Genomic DNA, 16,990 nt, shown 5'->3' with positions numbered 1-16,990 from the left:
ATTTCCGCCATCTGCACGCCCCAGGCAATTCTTTATTTTACAGCAGGCCGGTACTTTCTGCAGTTTCGTACAATTGAGATTCCCGTCAATACCAATATGATTACCAGACAGTAACCCAGCTGCTGATAATGATGTATATTCAGACTTCCCTTTTCTACCCCATTCACAAATGAGATAAAATTCTTCTGAGGCAGCACATTTATCAGCCCATTCATGATTTGGCTGCTGTGCGCATAAGAATAAAAGGTTCCCCCTAAGACAGATGTCAGTACAATCAGTGGGGATGCAGTCATATTGGCACTGTCCATGCTCTTACAAAAAGTATGCATAAAGATCCCAAATGAAACAGAAAGCATACACAAAATTCCAAGCAGCGCTGCATATTCCCACAGGGATAAACCAATGTTCAGCCCGATTATCCGGGCAGCAGCCACCACACCCATACTGGGTAGAAAAAGCATCAGGAAAGCATATAAAAAGTGTGCTGCCAGATATTTGACAAAACTGATTGGCGAAACAGCGATCCGTTCCACTAAATGTTTCTCCTTATCTTCACCATAATATTCCATGTGCAGAACCCCCTGCATCAGCAGAATCATCACCAGGTATCCGATAATATTTGTTCCAACTCCCCGAATCCGGTCTGTTTCGGGAACAAATCCTGCCGGGTCTTTTAACGCCTGCATCACCATATTTTTAAAAGTATCGCCTTTGAGCGTCTGTATCCCATATCCCTCTGCTGTTGGTTTTATCACGGCATCATACCGCCCGCTTACTAACTCACTCTCTTTTGGTTCCTGCAAAACATAACTGATATTAAAATAATGCTCCAGCCCAATCTCTTCCCGGACATTTCCAACTACTGCAAGATTTCCAATCACCTGTATCTTATTCGTAAAGTAAATAGCAAACCCTACCATACAAATGGTAAGCACTAACGTCATTATAGCATTTTTTTTATTGCACAGCACCCTATCCAGATCATTTTTTAATATTTGTATCATACATAATCCTCCTTGTGGAAAAACACTCCGCACAGCACCACTATGATCACCGTCCCTGCTGCCAGCATAAATATAGTGGGTAATACCTGACCCAGATCCCTGTCATATATAATTGCAAACAGCGTATTCATAATCCATTTCACCGGAGACAGCAGGCATATCTTCCGAACAGTCTCTCCGAATCCATCCAGTGAAAAAAACACTCCGCCCAGCAGACATAATATGGTAAGCAGCGTACTTAGAATCTGATTCGTAATATTCTCACTTTTTAAAATACAGCAGCACATAACTCCCAGTGCTGACGAAAAAAGAATTGCCATAGTAAGTACCGCCAGCACATATCCCGTATACATTCCACCAATATTGACACCAAACAAATAATGCAGTATACCAAAATCAATGAAATACGCAATCTCCGTAAATAGAAATGCTGCGATAATCTTAGAAAAATACAGATAGGAATCCGGCTGTGGTGAGAAAATAATTCTCATATTTCCTGCCTTAATACGCTCCTCCATAAAGGAATTTGCACCGATAGTAGCTGCATTTAATGCACCGTAGATCATCAGGCTGATGCCATAGTAATCATAAGAAGTGATCTCTGTGCCATAACTACCCTCCATAAAAAATCCCATCACTCCCACCAGCAAAATTGGAAATGCTAAAACATAAAAAAGCCACATTGGATTTTTAGCCAGATTCATAAAATCCTGTTTACATATATTATAAAATCCCCGCATATAAAGCTCCTTTCTTAATCCGTTTATTCATCCCGAAGGCTTTTTCCCGTGAGGCTTAAAAAAACTGTTTCCAAGTTGGCAGTCCGGCACATTACATTGTTGATTTTGATATTCTGGGATAGCGCCAGTGATATAATTTTATCCAGGTTTTCCACATTTTTTAAAGTTGTGATTTCAATAATTCCTTCTTCTGACCTGATTTCCATAACACCTTCAATGCGGTAAAATTCATCAATACTCAATTCTTCTTCGGATTCTACTGTCAGAATAAATTTTCTTTTATCGGAAATACTTTCCTTTAGTTCTTCCTTCGTTCCCTCGGCTATAAGCAATCCATCATCCATTATGATAATACGTGTAGAAATCTCTTCCACTTCTTCCATATAATGTGTGGTGTATAATACGGTCATACCATGGCTGCGCAGTTCCCGTATGGATTCTAAAATGTGATTGCGTGACTGGGGATCAATTCCCACTGTTGGTTCATCCATAATAACCAATTCCGGCTCATGGGCAATGGCACACGCTATATTTAACCTGCGCTTCATACCACCGGAAAATGTTTTCACTTTCTGATTTTTACGATCCTTTAATCCGACAAAGGAAAGTGCTCGTTCTGCCTTTTCACTTAAATCTCTCCCTCTCAGCCCATAAAGAGATGCAAAGAAACGCACATTCTGGATAGCGGTTAGATCTTCATACAAAGCCAGATCCTGCGGTACAACTCCAAGATGATACCGGTACTCCTTTTTTGTATCCCGGATACACTTTCCCTTATATTGAATTTCTCCCCCGTCTGCCCCCAGCACTCCTGCAAGGATATTGATTGTCGTACTTTTCCCCGCACCGTTTGGTCCAAGGAAGCAGAGAATTTCACCCCGCTTAATCTCAAACGATATTTTCTTTACCACTTCTTTATCTCCATAACATTTTTCCAGGTTCATTACCTTTATTAATTGATCCATAGGGATACCTCTCATTCTCTCTGTGATTTGTTCCTGCCATTACTTTAACATCCGGGACAAAAAAAGAAATCAACCGAAAGGTTGATTTCTAAGGTTGAACTCTCTATTTTTACGTTATTCAAACATATGCTATCTAAGCAGCCCCATACTCCCCGTAAGTTTATTTACCAGCTTCTTATTGCCGCATATCGCAATACCAAAGTACTGCAGTTTTTGTTCATCTATGCTGCTTAACTTTTTTGTAAAATCTTCATAATCATTACAGCTCTGCGCCACATCTGAAAAATCTGCAACCGTAAGCTGCTTGAATTCTTCTGTATAAAGTCTGCTCCGCAAATCCTTTATGATTTGAACATTTCCCTTCAGGATGGGAACCGGAAATGCTGTAATTCCCAGATGTTCATTCTTAGTTCCATCCGATACATCCGCCCCTACTATCTCCGGATGTTGTCTTCCCAGTGTGATTCCCAGGACTGCTGCCGTATTAGCAATAATTCCCAGCGGAAGATTCTCATCAATTACCATGACACATTTATCATTTTGACTGTCCATTTTTGTTCTCCTTTGCATCTGATCTATCTTTGCAAAGTATAACACACACTAAAATAGTTCTCTTGTATGATATTGACAATCTCTTCTGCTTTTCAAATATTATGGTTCCAAACTTTACTCAGAACTATCGCTCATCCTTCACCATTTGAAGAAAATATTCATGGACTCGGGTATCCGCTGTAACTTCAGGATGAAAGGCAGCTCCAAGCTGATTTTTATATCTTACTGCTACTATTTTGTCATCAACCCTTGCCAGTATCTTCACCGCCGGATCAGCGATTTCAATGTATGGTGCTCTGATAAATGTCATTGGAATCATGCCGACTCCATCCATATGTCCCTCTGTATGAAAGCTGCCTAGCTGTCTGCCATATCCATTTCTTTTTACAGTAACCGGCAGTGTTCCGAAGTGGACCTGTTTATCGTTGGATAACTTTTCCGCCAGTAGGATCAGTCCTGCACAGGTTCCAAGCACCGGCATCCCGTTTTTGATCTTTGTTTTTAAGATATGGAATAAATCCAGCTCTTTTAAAAGCTTCCCCATTACTGTGCTTTCCCCGCCCGGCAGGATAAGACCGTCAAACGCTTCCTCTGCATCCTTTTTCTGCCGTATTTCGATGCAGTCTGCGCCCAGTTTTTCAAGCATCTTCTCATGTTCTATAAAAGCCCCCTGAACTGCCAACACTGCAATTTTCACTTTATTTTCCCCTTTCTGCCATTAAAAGTCCGATTTCCTGCTCATTGATTCCCACCATTGCTTCCCCCAGGTCTTCCGACAATTCAGCCAGCATTTTAGCATCCTGATAATTGGTTACGGCTTTCACAATTGCCTGTGCCCTCTTTGCCGGGTCGCCTGATTTAAAAATGCCCGATCCTACAAAGACTCCTTCCGCTCCAAGCTGCATCATTAATGCTGCATCTGCCGGAGTTGCAACTCCGCCTGCTGCGAAATTAACAACCGGAAGTTTACTGTTCTGATGCACATATTCTACCAGTTCATAGGGTACCTGAAGCTCTTTCGCTGCCTGAAATAGTTCATCCTCCCGCATGGAAACCAATCTTGCTATTTCCTGATTCATCATTCTCATGTGACGGACTGCCTGCACAATGTCACCGGTTCCCGGCTCCCCTTTCGTACGTATCATGGAAGCTCCTTCCGTAATTCTCCGAAGCGCTTCTCCCAGATCTTTCGCACCACATACGAAGGGAACCTTAAATTTAGTTTTATCAATATGGTACACATCATCCGCCGGAGACAGCACTTCACTTTCATCGATATAATCTATCTCAACTGCTTCCAGAATCTGCGCTTCCGCAAAATGTCCAATCCTGCATTTTGCCATAACCGGAATCGTCACTGCCTCCTGAATTCCACGAATCATCTTTGGATCGCTCATTCTGGATACCCCGCCGGCCGCTCTGATATCTGCCGGAATCCGCTCAAGTGCCATAACCGCACACGCTCCGGCATCCTGTGCTATCTTTGCCTGCTCCGGTGTAGTTACGTCCATGATAACCCCGCCCTTTAACATCTGTGCCAGTTCCTTATTTAACTCATATCTGTACTGTTTCATTTAAACACTCTCCTTGTTATCTATCTTGTTGTAATGGTTGTCAACGGCAAGTAAATATTTGTATGGCTCATACATTTTCCAAATTAAGATCATAAGAATTCTTATCATTCATTGCAAATGAGCAATTTTTATGGTCTTACTATATCCGAAATGTGTCCTTGTTTCAAATGCCAGTTTTAATTTTTTAAACCATGCCAGTTCACCAATAACGAACAAACTTAATAACCGGAACCCAAAATTGAATTTCACTTTTTCCATCCTCATCTATTACTTCACCATAACTATTTTGCATTCCCCATCATTAAAATAACGGCAATGGATTCCTGCTTTATAGTCTTCGTATCCTCCGTCTCAACAAAATTAACTGCCTTTTATCTTTAAACACGGGTGTTTACGCGTAGTTTAAAAAGTGATAAAAACATATAAGGTTTACCCTGTATATGTTTTTACCACTTTTGACTCTCATACTATTTATATTAATCATAAAGATTTGCAAACAGCTTAGCTGCTAATCTCTGTCTAACACAATCAGCCTGGATATAATTTCCTCACAAATCTCTACAACATTCTTACCATCTGTCTCCACGACAACGTCAGCAGTGGCAAGATATTTTTCACGCCGTTTTTCCATTAGCTCTTCTATGAATGCTACATTCATATTATTGTTCAGGATCGGACGTTCCCGGCTGTCCTTCACGCGCTCGAAAATTGTCTTTGGTGAAGCGGTCAGCAATACCACTCTTCCATGCTTCTTCATATGTTCCGCATTGTCCGGACGCATTACAACGCCGCCTCCGCAGGATACAATTGCCTGGCTTTTTTTCTGAAGTTCAATCAGCATATTACTTTCCAGATTACGGAAATATACTTCTCCATACTCCTCGAAGATTTCCGGTATTGACATTCCCTGCTTCTTAGCAATCATTGCATCCATCTCAATACGCTCCATCTCAAGCATTTTCTCAAGACCGTCTGCAACCGTACTCTTTCCAGCCCCCATGAATCCGATTAAAAAGATATTATAGTCGAACAAACTCTTTGCCTGTATCTTCCGGCTGTTTTTTACAATATATTTAAAAATATGTAAAATCTCTTCTTCGAATTCATTATTCCCAACTTTCTTCTTCAGGGCATCTTCCTGTTTCTTCTCCTGTTCGGGCTGGATAATCGGCGTACCTGTTTCTTTTTTGTATTCGATAATATCCTTTATATAATTCATGCGTATTACAAGTTCCTCAATGATGCGGTCGTCACATTGGCTTATCTTCTCTCTGATTTCTTCTAATCTATCCATCTGGGCTGTTCCTTTCTTATATTTCTATGCTGTATTATAACAGTAGGATGAAAATTTTTCAACATTTTAATACTTTAAAGCGAAAAAACTTCTTATTTCTTTTACTATATGTAGTATTCGCCTATTTCATATGATATAATTTAATATAATTGCAATTAATAGAAAGGTGAGGATGCTCCATGAACTTAAACCAGCTATACTATTTTCAGACGGTCGCAAGGCTGCAGCATTTTTCCAAGGCTGCTGATGAACTTCATATCTCCCAGCCCAGTTTAAGCTACGCCATGTCCAGCCTGGAAAAAGAACTTGAAACCTGCCTGTTTGAGAAACAGGGCCGGAATGTTGCACTTACGAAATATGGAAAATTTTTTCTGGAGCATGTTGACCGCTCCCTGGAAGAACTGGAAGCAGGTATCCGACAATTAAAAAAATACACCAGCAATACAAAAGGGCAGATTGATATCGGATATGTATATCCTCTCGCCCCCAGGTATATACCAAAAATGGCACGCAGCTTTCTGGATCTCCCTGAAAATAAAGATGTAAACTTTACTTTTTATCAGGGTATTACATCTGCTTTAGTTTCCGGTCTGAAAAGCGAAAAGTATGATCTTATCTTTGCATCCCAGGTTCCCGCCGAAACAGATCTTGAATTTGTTTCCCTGATCGAACACGCACTTTCTGTCATCGTACCACTTAATCATCCGCTGGCGAATTTTGACCGGATTCATTTTCATGAAATATCCAACTATCCACTTGTTGTCTACAATAAAGAAACCGGACTTGGGCAGCTAACACTAAAGCTTTTTAATATATCCAACATAGAACCGCAAATCATATGTGAGGCAGAAAATGAACAGGCTTTATATGGACTTGTGTCCGAAGGGTTCGGTATCTCTCTTGCAGCCGTAATCCCTGAAATAAACCTGTATCAGGTAAAGGCAATTCCTGTCATTGAAGGCTACTGTAAACGTCATATCCATATGGCATATCTGAGAAATCATTATCAGACTCCAGCCATGAAACGCTTTATTGAATATGTCAAGTCACATGAATTTGAAATATAATTCAGAAAGGATCAAAATCATGCAAAAAAGGAAATTGGGTAATACCGGTTATCAGATCAGCCCCGTTGTCTATGGGGGAATTGTATCTATGGATGATGGTCAGGATGCTTCTGACCGCTATGTGGAATATGCTATTCAAAAAGGAATCAACTATTTTGATGTGGCCCCCTCCTATGGCGATGCCCAGGAAAAGCTGGGTAATTCCCTGAAACCTTATCGTAATCATATTTATCTTGCATGTAAAACCAACTGCAGGCTGGCTGAAGATGCAAAAAAGGAATTGGATGAATCCTTTGATCTGCTGCATACAGACTATTTTGATGTTTATCAGATGCACGGACTTGCAACTATGGAAGAACTGAACACCGCTTTTTCCAAAGGCGGGGTTATGGAAACCATGTGCAAAGCGCAAGAAGAAGGAATCTTAAAAAAGCTGGGCATCACCTGCCACAGTGAAGAGGTGGCTTTAGAGGCACTTAAACGCTATAACTTTGACACTGTGCTCTTTCCTTTAAACTGGGGAGTAAATCTTGGAAAAGACTTCGGTACCCGCATTGCAAAAGCAGCCAAAGAAAAAGACATCGGTTTGCTTGGCATGAAAACCCTGATTCACCGCGCATGGATAAATGAAGAAGAACGTACGGAATCTTCTTTTCCAAAATCCTGGTGTAAGCCCATTTCCGGCAATGAAGCCCTGGGGATTGCTGCCATTAAATATACACTTTCCATGGGTGCAGATGCTGTTGTACCGCCTGGAAATTTCGAAAGTTTTTCTTTCGTTGTGGATCATATCGACGAATGCCTGAACCATCCTTTGTCTGATAAAGAAAAAGCCCTTCTGGATGATGAACTAAGAAAGATAGATGGGCTGTATTTCTTCTAATTAAAGGTCTTTCCACCCAAAATGGATGCCGGTATCATAGCTGCCGGCATCCATTTAATACGTTATTCTTCTATATATAAATCTACTAATTGATCACCTGCCTGCTCTCTGATATCATCATAGACATTCTGTGCCAGCTTTTGCATTTCATCGTGTACTTCATTCGAAAGTTCGATTCTTTCCACGCCTGCTGCTTCCATTATTTCAATCCTGTCTTCCACCCGGATATTAGCCTGTTCTCTGGCATACTCTGTTGCCGATTTTGCTGCTTCCTGAATAATCTTCTGTTGCTCCCGGCTTAATTTATCCATAAAATCTTCACTGGCAATCAAGGTAATCAAATGAGGCACATGATTCGTCTCTACCATATATTTTTGCTGTTCATACAGTTTTCCGGATACAATGACTTCATATGGATTTTCTTCTGCATCAATCGTGTGCTGCTGCAAACCAATATATACTTCACTGAATGCCATCGGGGAAGGGTTTGCTCCCAGATCCTGCCAGAATTTTAAATGATTTGCATTTTCCATGGTCCTTATTTTCTGTCCCTTAAATCCGCTTATATCCTGGATATTCTTATTTGTTGTCATAACCCGGAAGCCCTGATCTGCAATCCCCAGCAATTGATAACTGCTTTTTTCATATACTTCCTGAATTGCCGCATAAAATTCCGGATTATCGATCTTCTCCCGTACTTCCTCAATGGTAGTACTTGCACATGGAAGATCAAAAACAGCCGTTTCCGGCATAAAGCTTACCTGTGGAGCCGTATTTTGCACTACAAAGGGGATATCCCCATCCGCACAGCTTTCTAAAAGTTCTCTGTCACCGCCAATTACCCCATTTGGATACACGGCTATTTCCATAGATCCGTTACTGCGCTCCATTACTTCCTGGGCAAACTTTTCACTATACACCTGCGTCACAGTATCTTCCGGACTGCTGGTACCCAGTGCCCATGCATAATGGTTTTCTGTTTTGCTGCAGCCACATAATACACTAATCATACTGATCACTAAAACGGTAATGCCTGCTTTCGATAACTTTTTCATTATGATGCCCTCCTTATAATGACAGGCTGATAGCCGGAATGAATGTAATCAGCAGCAATGCGATCAGGAAGATTAGAATCATCGGCAATGCTTTTTTAGCAATCTGCATTACCGGCACTTCTGTCATGGAACTTGCCACAAATAAATTCACGCCGATTGGCGGAGTAACAAAACCAATCGCCAGGTTAATTACCATAATAATACCGAACTGAATCGGGTCTACACCAATTCCCGTAATGATGGGAAGCATGATCGGCGTTACAATCAAAATCGCAGGGCTGGTATCCATAATCATTCCCACAATCAGTAAGAACACATTGATAACCAGTAAAACTGCCACCTTTCCCGAGAAGGAATCTAAAATCCATCCGCTCACAAGCTGCGGAATCTGCATAAGAGTCAGTACTCTTGAAAAAGCGCTGGACGCTACCAATATAAATAATAAGGGTCCATAGGTTCTGCAGGATTCCACACAAATTGCATAGATATCTCTCACATGAATTGATTTATAAATTACAATACTGACAAACAAGGCATAGAAAACAGAGATTACCGCCGCTTCTGTCGGAGATGCAATTCCACCATATATACATCCTAATATAATGACCGGAGTCAGAAGTGCCCAGACTCCATCTTTTAAAAGGTGTAATAATCCTTTCTGACGTAATTCTCCAACAACAAATTCAATCTTTTCCCGATCCTCTCCATATCTTCTGCAATAGTAATATGCATACCCCATAAGCAAAAGGGCAATTAAGATACCGGGAATAATTCCAGCCTTGAACATAGCTCCTACCGATTCCCCTGAAGCCATTCCAAATAAAATATAAGGTATACTCGGAGGAATAATAACTCCCAGTCCCCCTGCTACTGCTACGATTGCAGTTGCAAAGACTTTATCATATCCAAGATTTATCAAAATAGGAATTGTCATGCTTCCCACAGCTGCAACAGTCGCAGGGGCAGAACCTGATATCGCCCCGTAAAAGAGGCAGGTTATAATTACTGCACAGGGAATTCCAGCCTTTCTTTTTCCAATAAAGAAAGCAAATACATCAAATAATTTGCGGGATACACCACCTCTTGCCATAATAATACCGGATAATACAAACATGGGGATAGCCAGGAGCGGGAAACTGTCAATTCCTCCCAGCATGGAACGAATCACATAAGTCGCACTGGCGGTGAAGCTGGAATCTGCCATTCCCGGCAAAACCGAAACAATTCCTAAAGATGTTGCAATTGGTATGGATAAAAATAAACATGCAATAAATATAATAAATACAACTACACTGCTCATGCTTCCTTCCCCCTTATCATTTGAATTTCTCCCCATATCTGCTGTACGGCCCGTAAACATACAAGCACGAAACATACAAACGGTGCCGCCTGAACAATATACATTGGCATCTCACAAGCTGTACTGAGCTGTCCGCTCTCTACCGCTTTCATCATATACGACCAGGAAAAAGGAATCAGGTAAGCAAAAAAGATCAATTCTGACATATGTACAATAATATTAGCAGCCGCATGCATTTTAGGTTTTAATTTACTGGTAACCTGTTCCAGGCGGATTGCAATTCCTTTTGTCATACAAAAACTAATGCTTAAAAATCCTGACCACACAAACAAATATCTGGTAATTTCTTCTGTCCATGCCATCGAATTATTGAATAAATATCTGGCGCAGATCTGAATCCCCATAATCAAAGTCATTATCATCAAAAATGACACCATGATAAACTCTTCAAAATTCTTATTTAACCATTTTAAAGCTTTCATACCTTCTCCTTTCGGTTCCATGATCTTTTAAATTCGAAAAAGCAAAGCCCCCACTATAACCTTTTCGGTTCCAAACACGATTAAACTATGCAGCACTGGAAATCATTTTTTTATACCTTACATTTACAAAAAGTGCCAGGGCAACCCCTATAACCGTTACAACAATATTTAAAACCATTACCGCTTCCGGTCCGCTGTTTGTGCTCAACTGCCCTGCAAATGAAAGAATTGTATAATTAGACAAGCTGGATGCAATCATAATGATACTTGTAATCGTTCCCTTGATGGAAGGAAAAAGATCATTTACTGTTGCAGTTGCCAGCTGCAATACCCCTCCTGCTGCAGAATACCCGATAACAAATGCACCAACCAGACATATCAACGGTGTTTTTATAACAAGTACGATGATCAGCATCAACGTTGCAATTGCAGGATAAATTACCAGAAAACGAACCTGTTTAAACTTGTTCACCAGAACCGCTGTTACAAACAGCGCTGCAATAGTTCCAGCCGAATACCAGGTCTGCATCATGCCCGCATCTTCCATACCTGCTATCTGAGTTCCGAACTTTTGCGAACAATTCATCCACAACTGAAAGGTTGCCGTACAGGTAAATCCAATTGCAATTAACGCAGCACTTTCCGCTGTAAATTTTGCCTTTTTCAGATTTGCAAAAAAGGAATCCGGCTTACCATCGGCTTTCTTCTGATTTTCAATCATTGGCACCTTTATAACTAAGATACCGATTACAGCAATTACTGCTGCAGCCGCAATCATAATGACATTATACGACATATTGCTTGCAGCTACAAATCCCAGCATAAATGGCAGTAACAACTGTGAAGCAGAAATAAATAATTTTGTCAGCATTGCTGCCAGTCCGGAACGCGGTTCCAATATTTCTACACATGCCGGTATAACTCCTGTATCTAAAAATGAATTTGCCGCTCCACCAAGGATTGCTGCAATATACGCAACTGCCAGATTCGGTGAAAATGCCATACCAAGGAAGAATATTGCATATGAAGCCACACCGATCAGCGTTGATATTCTTCTCCCAAGCTTATCCGAAATTGGTCCGGAAAAAGGCAGCGTAATCAATCTCCCAAGTCCCAATGCCGCAGCTACCATCGTTACCTTGTCATCTCCTGTTCCCCACTGGGCCGCAAGTGCCTCTTTCATAACCTGCTGTCCTAATATAGAGGCCCCGATTCCGTGGATAAAATAATTCAGATACAAAATAAATGCACTAGGATAATACTTTGATTTTCTCACCGCTTCACTCATTACTTCCTCTCCTTTTACCTGAATTCCATCACTTTTTGGATATTTCTCCCTGATGTTTGTAACATTTATTGAGATTATTATATCAATTAGATTCAATAAATACCAATCGTTTATTTACTGTTATTCATAGATATTATCTATAATTATACGCTCTGTTTTCTCATTTTCCATTCACTTGAATACATTAATGCACTAAAGAAATAATTGACTTTTTCTGTCAAATAGTTTACTATTAAAAAATCATATATCACAGAATTTTACTGATAAACAATGAGCTAATGAAAGGGGATTATAAAAATGGCAAGAAAAATAACCGGACATACACGTCTTGCATGTCTTTTAGGAAGTCCAGTAGAACATAGTATTTCACCCGCAATGCATAACGAAGCATTTAAGCAGCTGGGTCTTGACTGTGCATATCTGGCATTTGATGCCGGTGTGGATAAAATGCCTCAGGTAGCAGAGGGGCTTCGTGCAATGAATGTTTTAGGTTTTAATATTACAATGCCTGATAAAAACATCATGTGTGAACTTTGCGATGAACTTTCACCCGCTGCAAGGATTGGCGGCGCTGTGAATACCGTTTTAAATGATAATGGAAAATTTGTTGGTTATACAACAGATGGCACCGGATTTATGATGGCATGTAAAGATTCCGGATTTGACATTATAGGCAAAAAGATGACCCTGTTAGGGGCTGGCGGCGCTGCCAGCGCTATTCTAATTCAGGCAGCTTTGGACGGTGTAAAAGAAATTTCTGTATTCAGCATTCACGACGCATTCTGGGATCGTGCTGAAAAAATCGTCGATACGTTAAATGCAGAAACAAAATGCAAGGTAACTCTATTTGATTTTGATGATCCTTCCGTCCTGAAATCTGAAATTGCCGGAAGTGATATTCTGACCAATGGAACAAGCGTTGGTATGGCTCCAAATACAGATGGCTGTCTGATTACCGATACCAGTGTTTTCCATGAAAATCTGATGGTTTTTGATGTAATTTATAATCCAAAAGAAACAAAGCTACTAAAGCTTGCAAAAGAATGCGGATGCCGTACCGCCAACGGTATGTATATGCTTCTATACCAGGGTGCAGCATCTTTTAAGATCTGGACCGGGCAGGATATGCCGGTTGATATTATTAAAGATAAATATTTCAAATAATAAATTTCCATGTGTAAAAGGACAGGAGGCATATCATTTCAGATTGAGCTCTCCTGTCCTTTTCTTGTATATTACTTTAATCGTTTTTCTTTTTTTCTGTATTTTATTCCTGTGTTTCTTTATTCCCTAATTCCACAGCCTTTTTTTCCTGATCTGTTTTTAACTTTTGAACTATCTCAACAGACAGACCTGTCTTTCTGGCAATGGTTTCTACATCCAGGATATCGATCAGATTCTTTGCAATATCTATCGCTTTCTTTTGTTCACCCTGCTCTATTCCTTCCTCCCTAATCATGATTTTTTCTTCCCATTGCTGCAAATACCTTACCCCCACTTCTTCATTGCGCTTTATGCTTGAGACGCGCTTATGTATCTTGTGAATACGCGAACTTTCGCATTTGCGGCAGACTTCATCCGTAGAGCTTTCAACGTAATGCAAAAAATCAATTAATTCCTGGCTTACCCCTTGCCGGTCTATCCCCTTTGTATTTAAAAAGATCCTAACTGCACCATCTTCTAAAACAGTGCCAGGCAATTCCTCACACTCCATCCTGCAAGTATAACGATACTTTCCAAATCCAAAAAGATCAAAACAAGCGATCATAATCATATAGGAATCATTTAGCTCATTAAAATCTATGACACCCGGTTCCAACAGGGATACATCCAGATGCGCCTGATAAAACCTGCCTCTCCTTGCCAAATTTCCTGCATTTTTCTGCTGCATTTCCATATTGTAGATTTTATCATCTGCATCAGCTGCAAAAACGTCCAATTTTATAGATCTTTGTGAGGTTGTAGTTCGAAATTCCTTTTCAGTTTCATTTTTCTTCAAAATTGTAATTTCTTTATCCAGTATGATTTCCAACATCGCTTGACAGCATTCCGGATCTTCTGCTACTTCATCAAATAAAAATCTGTCTTTCAGATCCAGTTTCTCTAACGGTTTCATCTTCTTTAATATTTTTTCCATGTTTGTCTCCTTTATTATAACATCAAAAATAAATTACAGCAACATCGGACTTTGCACTGTATCTACTATTTATCTTACATCTGTAAGCAAATGTATAAAATTATAAACTGCAATATTATAACACGCTTTAAGTCCCGATATTAGTTTATAGTTACCTGTTACTTTTCCATATTAAAATTAATCATTCATCCATTTACGTTAATTGGAGTTCCCAGCGAGCTGCCAGTAAAAAGAAATATTATAGATATGTTATATACAATAAGACTACTATATTTTATGTAATTAGTCAATAATATATTTATTAAAATGTATATTTATTTGCAATAAATTTTATATATATTTAGTGATATAAGCGTAAAATTGCTAATTAATTCACCACTATTGCATTTCCTGAGATCACGGCATAATTTATAGTCTTTCTCTATTGATTATGGACAAATTAACAATTTGTTTTACTAATTATCCTGTATTATAATAGAATCAACAAAGTTGTTAAAGTATTAACACTTACACAAAACGGAGGAATCAAAATGAATAATTATCCTAATATTTTTAATCCCCTCAATATCAAAACAATGACACTTAAAAATCGTATTGTTATGACCCCTATGGGTACTAATTTCGGGGAACAAAATGGTGAAATGAGCTTTCTGCATATTCAATACTACGAACAACGCGCTAAAGGCGGCACAGGACTAATTATCCTGGAAAATGCCAGCGTAGATTCGCCGCAGGGCTCCAATGGCACAACGCAGCTTCGTATTGACCAGGACAACTATATTCCTCGCCTGTTCAAGCTCTGTGAGTCAGTACATAAACATGGTTCCTGTATCGCAATTCAGATTAACCATGCCGGAGCTTCTGCTGTTTCTTCACGAACTGGTATGCAGCCTGTATCTGCGTCCGACATACCATCCAAGGAGGGCGGAGAAATTCCCCGGCCTCTTGAGATAAGTGAAATCGAAGCAATTGCAAGAAAATATGGAGAAGCCGCCAAACGTGCACAGATAGCCGGTTTTGATGCTGTAGAAGTACATTGCGGACACTCTTATCTGATTAGCCAGTTTCTGTCTCCTACTACAAATAAGAGAACCGATGAATTCGGAGGATCTCCTGTAAACCGCGCCAGATTTGCTTCTATGGTTATGTCCGAAGTACGAAAAGCAGTTGGACCCATGTTTCCTATTCTCATGAGAATCAGTGCAGACGAAATGATCGAAGGCGGCAATACACTGGATGATATGCTGAACCTGATGGAATATTTCCAGGAAGAAGCCGATATCATAGATGTCTCAGCCGGACTGAACGGATCTATTCAGTTTCAGATTGATTCCAACTTCCTTCCGGATGGCTGGCGCTCCTACATGGCAAAAGCCGTAAAAGAAAAATTTAATAAACCAGCTATAACCGTTGGTAATATTCGTGATCCTAAAATTGCTGAAGATATTTTAAATCGTGGAGATGCCGATCTGATCGGTATGGGCAGAGGATTAATTGCGGATCCCGATTGGGTCAATAAAGTAGAGTTCGGGAATGAATGCGATATCCGCAAATGTATCTCCTGTAACGTAGGCTGTGCCGGCAACCGCATAGGCGTCAACCGTCCGATCCGCTGTACCGTCAATCCTGCTGTAAATGATGGCCAGGATTACCTGAAAAAACAGGTGAACAAACCTTGTAATGTTGTGGTTATCGGAGGCGGAACTGCCGGGCTGGAAGCCGCCTGTACTGCTTCTGAAGTAGGATGTACTACATTTCTGCTTGAAAAAAGTGATCATCTGGGCGGTCTGGCACATGAAATTTCTAAGATCCCGGACAAAAAAAGACTTGCTGACTTTCCTCACTATCTGATACACAGGGCAAAAAAACAAAAAAACCTATTTATCTTCCAGAATACATGCGCTAATGTCAGCAAAGTAAAAGAACTAAATCCTGATATTATCGTAAACGCCACCGGTTCTAATCCACTGCTGCCTCCAATTAAAGGGCTGCATGAGACAATGAGCAAAGAAGATACCAAGGTCTTCTCCATTTTGGATATGATACAAAATATCCCTCAGTATCCAGCCGATATGTCCGGCAAAAAAATTGTGGTTATCGGAGGCGGGGCAGTTGGATTAGATGTCGTTGAATTTTTTGCTCCCAGAAATGCAAGCGTCAGCATCGTTGAAATGATGCCTCAAATAGGCAAAGACCTGGATCCGGTATCAAAGGTTTCAACAAAAGCGCTTATGAAAAAATACAAAGTAAACCAGATGCCAAATACTGCACTGCAGGAAGTACACGATGACTACTTTCTAGTTAAAAGAGACGGGATAGAAGAAAAACTGGACTTTGATTATGGATTTGTCTGTCTTGGAATGCGAGCAAATTCCCCTCTGATGAACGATCTGAGAGACCATTTCTCTTCTAAAGAAGTTGAGATCTATAATATCGGAGACAGCGTAAGAGCACGGCGCATTATTGATGGTACACAGGAGGGACGCAATATCATAAATATATTAGAGCGAAGAAATTTCATATCATAATCCTTGCATAAGGCATGGAAAGAGGGGTGTTTATATTCTTTAACATCTCTCTTTTTTTATGCTTGTCATAACTGCTCTCAGGATAAACTATAGGACGTTACAATAATAAACTTTAAATTCT

At 40.2% G+C, this 16,990-nt stretch carries 16 protein-coding genes; 4 read left to right on the top strand and 12 right to left on the bottom strand.

Annotated features, from left to right (window positions below; genetic code table 11):
- Positions 1 to 32 precede the first annotated feature (32 nt).
- The 7 genes from RHS_RS17215 to RHS_RS17185 all read right to left on the bottom strand — a co-directional run bounded on the left by RHS_RS17215 (position 33) and on the right by RHS_RS17185 (position 6,129).
- Entirely contained in the window at positions 33 to 1,004 is a 972-nt protein-coding gene (locus RHS_RS17215) for an ABC transporter permease (RefSeq protein WP_027296235.1), read from the bottom strand.
- Positions 1,001 to 1,744: an ABC transporter permease gene (locus RHS_RS17210; protein ID WP_044293878.1), complete on the bottom strand. Its 744-nt coding sequence runs from the start codon at positions 1,742 to 1,744 to the stop codon at positions 1,001 to 1,003. The genes RHS_RS17215 and RHS_RS17210 overlap by 4 nt, the downstream gene beginning before the upstream one ends.
- A 23-nt stretch (positions 1,745 to 1,767) precedes the next feature.
- Positions 1,768 to 2,709: an ABC transporter ATP-binding protein gene (locus RHS_RS17205; protein WP_047833871.1), complete on the bottom strand. Its 942-nt coding sequence runs from the start codon at positions 2,707 to 2,709 to the stop codon at positions 1,768 to 1,770.
- Positions 2,710 to 2,838: 129 nt separating this feature from the next.
- Positions 2,839 to 3,261 carry a DUF2000 domain-containing protein gene (locus tag RHS_RS17200; RefSeq protein WP_047833870.1) on the bottom strand — a complete coding sequence of 141 codons (423 nt, stop codon included), beginning with the start codon at positions 3,259 to 3,261 and terminating at the stop codon, positions 2,839 to 2,841.
- A 124-nt stretch (positions 3,262 to 3,385) separates the two neighbouring features.
- Positions 3,386 to 3,958, bottom strand: a complete 573-nt coding sequence (pdxT, locus tag RHS_RS17195) for a pyridoxal 5'-phosphate synthase glutaminase subunit PdxT (RefSeq protein ID WP_047833869.1) — start codon at positions 3,956 to 3,958, stop codon at positions 3,386 to 3,388.
- Position 3,959: 1 nt separating this feature from the next.
- Positions 3,960 to 4,835, bottom strand: a complete 876-nt coding sequence (gene pdxS / locus RHS_RS17190; protein WP_047833868.1) for a pyridoxal 5'-phosphate synthase lyase subunit PdxS — start codon at positions 4,833 to 4,835, stop codon at positions 3,960 to 3,962.
- A gap of 508 nt (positions 4,836 to 5,343) precedes the next feature.
- Complete coding sequence (locus RHS_RS17185) at positions 5,344 to 6,129, bottom strand: shikimate kinase (RefSeq protein WP_044293873.1); 786 nt, start codon at positions 6,127 to 6,129, stop codon at positions 5,344 to 5,346.
- Positions 6,130 to 6,308: 179 nt separating this feature from the next.
- Here RHS_RS17185 and RHS_RS17180 point away from each other — a divergent pair, with 179 nt between their 5' ends.
- Together RHS_RS17180 and RHS_RS17175 are read left to right on the top strand one after the other, a co-directional pair.
- Positions 6,309 to 7,196, top strand: coding sequence for a LysR family transcriptional regulator (locus RHS_RS17180; RefSeq protein ID WP_047833867.1), 888 nt, complete (start codon positions 6,309 to 6,311; stop codon positions 7,194 to 7,196).
- A 19-nt stretch (positions 7,197 to 7,215) separates the two neighbouring features.
- The gene (locus tag RHS_RS17175; protein ID WP_047833874.1) at positions 7,216 to 8,079 is read left to right on the top strand and encodes an aldo/keto reductase; all 864 of its coding nucleotides are present in this window, start codon (positions 7,216 to 7,218) and stop codon (positions 8,077 to 8,079) included.
- A 62-nt stretch (positions 8,080 to 8,141) separates the two neighbouring features.
- On the opposite strand, the gene RHS_RS17170 is transcribed toward RHS_RS17175, so the two are convergent.
- The 4 genes from RHS_RS17170 to RHS_RS17155 all read right to left on the bottom strand — a co-directional run bounded on the left by RHS_RS17170 (position 8,142) and on the right by RHS_RS17155 (position 12,204).
- On the bottom strand, positions 8,142 to 9,134 hold the full coding sequence (locus tag RHS_RS17170; RefSeq protein WP_027296226.1) for a TRAP transporter substrate-binding protein: 993 nt from the start codon (positions 9,132 to 9,134) through the stop codon (positions 8,142 to 8,144).
- A gap of 13 nt (positions 9,135 to 9,147) precedes the next feature.
- Entirely contained in the window at positions 9,148 to 10,434 is a 1,287-nt protein-coding gene (locus tag RHS_RS17165) for a TRAP transporter large permease (protein ID WP_027296225.1), read from the bottom strand.
- Positions 10,431 to 10,916 carry a TRAP transporter small permease gene (locus tag RHS_RS17160; protein WP_027296224.1) on the bottom strand — a complete coding sequence of 162 codons (486 nt, stop codon included), beginning with the start codon at positions 10,914 to 10,916 and terminating at the stop codon, positions 10,431 to 10,433. Before RHS_RS17160 ends, RHS_RS17165 begins: the two co-directional genes overlap by 4 nt.
- A gap of 85 nt (positions 10,917 to 11,001) precedes the next feature.
- Positions 11,002 to 12,204: an MFS transporter gene (locus RHS_RS17155; protein WP_047833866.1), complete on the bottom strand. Its 1,203-nt coding sequence runs from the start codon at positions 12,202 to 12,204 to the stop codon at positions 11,002 to 11,004.
- Positions 12,205 to 12,501: 297 nt separating this feature from the next.
- On the opposite strand from RHS_RS17155, the gene aroE reads away from it, so the two are divergent.
- Positions 12,502 to 13,368, top strand: a complete 867-nt coding sequence (gene aroE, locus RHS_RS17150; protein WP_047833865.1) for a shikimate dehydrogenase — start codon at positions 12,502 to 12,504, stop codon at positions 13,366 to 13,368.
- A 103-nt stretch (positions 13,369 to 13,471) separates the two neighbouring features.
- On the opposite strand, the gene RHS_RS17145 is transcribed toward aroE, so the two are convergent.
- Complete coding sequence (locus RHS_RS17145; RefSeq protein WP_044289695.1) at positions 13,472 to 14,341, bottom strand: Rpn family recombination-promoting nuclease/putative transposase; 870 nt, start codon at positions 14,339 to 14,341, stop codon at positions 13,472 to 13,474.
- Between the two features lie 530 nt (positions 14,342 to 14,871).
- On the opposite strand from RHS_RS17145, the gene RHS_RS17140 reads away from it, so the two are divergent.
- Positions 14,872 to 16,869: an FAD-dependent oxidoreductase gene (locus RHS_RS17140; protein WP_047833864.1), complete on the top strand. Its 1,998-nt coding sequence runs from the start codon at positions 14,872 to 14,874 to the stop codon at positions 16,867 to 16,869.
- Positions 16,870 to 16,990 lie beyond the last annotated feature (121 nt).

Source organism: Robinsoniella sp. RHS, assembly GCF_001029355.1.
Classification (GTDB): domain Bacteria; phylum Bacillota; class Clostridia; order Lachnospirales; family Lachnospiraceae; genus Robinsoniella; species Robinsoniella peoriensis.
The sequence above is the reverse complement of the archived record's forward strand: the minus strand, read 5'-3'. Positions and strand labels throughout refer to the sequence as shown.

Coding starts and splice junctions, on each gene's coding strand:
- RHS_RS17200 (WP_047833870.1), bottom strand. CDS start 3,261: ATGGACAGTCAAAATGATAAATGTGTCATGGTAATTGATGAGAATCTT.
- RHS_RS17140 (WP_047833864.1), top strand. CDS start 14,872: ATGAATAATTATCCTAATATTTTTAATCCCCTCAATATCAAAACAATG.
- RHS_RS17185 (WP_044293873.1), bottom strand. CDS start 6,129: ATGGATAGATTAGAAGAAATCAGAGAGAAGATAAGCCAATGTGACGAC.
- RHS_RS17155 (WP_047833866.1), bottom strand. CDS start 12,204: ATGAGTGAAGCGGTGAGAAAATCAAAGTATTATCCTAGTGCATTTATT.
- RHS_RS17210 (WP_044293878.1), bottom strand. CDS start 1,744: ATGCGGGGATTTTATAATATATGTAAACAGGATTTTATGAATCTGGCT.
- RHS_RS17215 (WP_027296235.1), bottom strand. CDS start 1,004: ATGATACAAATATTAAAAAATGATCTGGATAGGGTGCTGTGCAATAAA.
- aroE (WP_047833865.1), top strand. CDS start 12,502: ATGGCAAGAAAAATAACCGGACATACACGTCTTGCATGTCTTTTAGGA.
- RHS_RS17175 (WP_047833874.1), top strand. CDS start 7,216: ATGCAAAAAAGGAAATTGGGTAATACCGGTTATCAGATCAGCCCCGTT.
- RHS_RS17145 (WP_044289695.1), bottom strand. CDS start 14,341: ATGGAAAAAATATTAAAGAAGATGAAACCGTTAGAGAAACTGGATCTG.
- pdxS (WP_047833868.1), bottom strand. CDS start 4,835: ATGAAACAGTACAGATATGAGTTAAATAAGGAACTGGCACAGATGTTA.
- RHS_RS17165 (WP_027296225.1), bottom strand. CDS start 10,434: ATGAGCAGTGTAGTTGTATTTATTATATTTATTGCATGTTTATTTTTA.
- RHS_RS17170 (WP_027296226.1), bottom strand. CDS start 9,134: ATGAAAAAGTTATCGAAAGCAGGCATTACCGTTTTAGTGATCAGTATG.
- RHS_RS17160 (WP_027296224.1), bottom strand. CDS start 10,916: ATGAAAGCTTTAAAATGGTTAAATAAGAATTTTGAAGAGTTTATCATG.
- RHS_RS17205 (WP_047833871.1), bottom strand. CDS start 2,709: ATGGATCAATTAATAAAGGTAATGAACCTGGAAAAATGTTATGGAGAT.
- RHS_RS17180 (WP_047833867.1), top strand. CDS start 6,309: ATGAACTTAAACCAGCTATACTATTTTCAGACGGTCGCAAGGCTGCAG.